General features: G+C 64.2%; 2 protein-coding genes and 1 pseudogene. All 3 read right to left on the reverse strand.

Going from position 1 to position 1,035, the window contains the following annotated elements:
* A partial coding sequence (locus F757_RS36740; protein ID WP_035467703.1) for a hypothetical protein occupies window positions 1-211 on the reverse strand: 211 nt, incomplete at its 3' end.
* Entirely contained in the window at window positions 180-791 is a 612-nt protein-coding gene (locus F757_RS34410; protein WP_084531086.1) for an MFS transporter, read from the reverse strand. The genes F757_RS34410 and F757_RS36740, both read right to left, overlap by 32 nt.
* Before the next feature lie 33 nt (window positions 792-824).
* Window positions 825-1,035, reverse strand: a pseudogene (locus F757_RS36745) (Bcr/CflA family drug resistance efflux transporter); the annotation flags it as partial.

Below are 1,035 nucleotides of genomic sequence, written 5' to 3' on the forward strand. Positions count from 1 at the left end.
CGCTGGTGACCGGGGACAACGCAATGGAAGTCGTCATGATGGTATCGGGGTTGAGGCGTTGAGAGGCGTGATCGACGATCACGAACGTATCATGGACAAATTTGCGCGAGTTTTCTTGCCCGCAGACGTACGGCCGCTTGAACTTCAGACTCCGGACGAGGACGTGCTGTGCCAGCGCGTCAAACCAGGCGCGAGGCTCGCGCCCGAGCACGCGATGCCGCTCGCGGCCGCGACGGCGAGGCCCTCGGCCATTCGCAGCGGATTGTCGAAACGAACGGTGGCGCGCAGCTGGCGATCAGCGCGAAGATAAACATCTGCACGAAGTTCTGCAGCGATGCGGCCATGCCGCGCATGGTCGGCAGGTTTGCCTGCGCGATCGACGACATTGCCGGCATCGCGAGCGCCATGCCGAACGCGTAGAGCGCGAGCGACATCACCGTCCACGGCAGCGTGGCCGCGTGCAGTACGCTATATCCGAGGTTTGCCACCGCCGCGAGCGCGGTCACACTCAATCCGACGCGTACCGTCGCGCGATTGCCGAGACGTTCAGCGAACCGTGCGCTGGGCGCCGAGCCGGCGATCACGCCCGCAATCAGCGGCACGAACAGCCAGCCGAAAGCGGTATCCGGCTGATGCAGCACGTGCATTACGAAATTGGCCGCGCACGAGATGTAAAGCGTGAAACCGCCAAATGCACAGCCGTTCGCGAGCACGCCAAGAACGAAGCGACGGTGGCGCAGTGCGTCGCGGTAGTTGCATGATGTTAGCCAACGTGCGCTGCACCGCTGCACCCGCCATCGTGTCGCGCACGATCGCCTGGCCGATCACCATACCCCACCCGCCGAGGGTCCCTGGAGCGCCCGGAATGCGAGTAGCGCTGTGAAGGTTGGCGCACACGCCGCGCCGACGGATGCGAGTGCGAACGTCGATAAGGCGCCGAGCCAGATTCCCATGGCAGCAATGAACAGAAGGCCGACCCAAAGCACGACGATCGTCGAGGCGAGCTTCTGGTTGAGCGTCAGGGGGATACGCGCA

It is taken from the genome of Burkholderia sp. WSM2232, assembly GCF_000472545.1.
Taxonomy (GTDB): domain Bacteria; phylum Pseudomonadota; class Gammaproteobacteria; order Burkholderiales; family Burkholderiaceae; genus Paraburkholderia.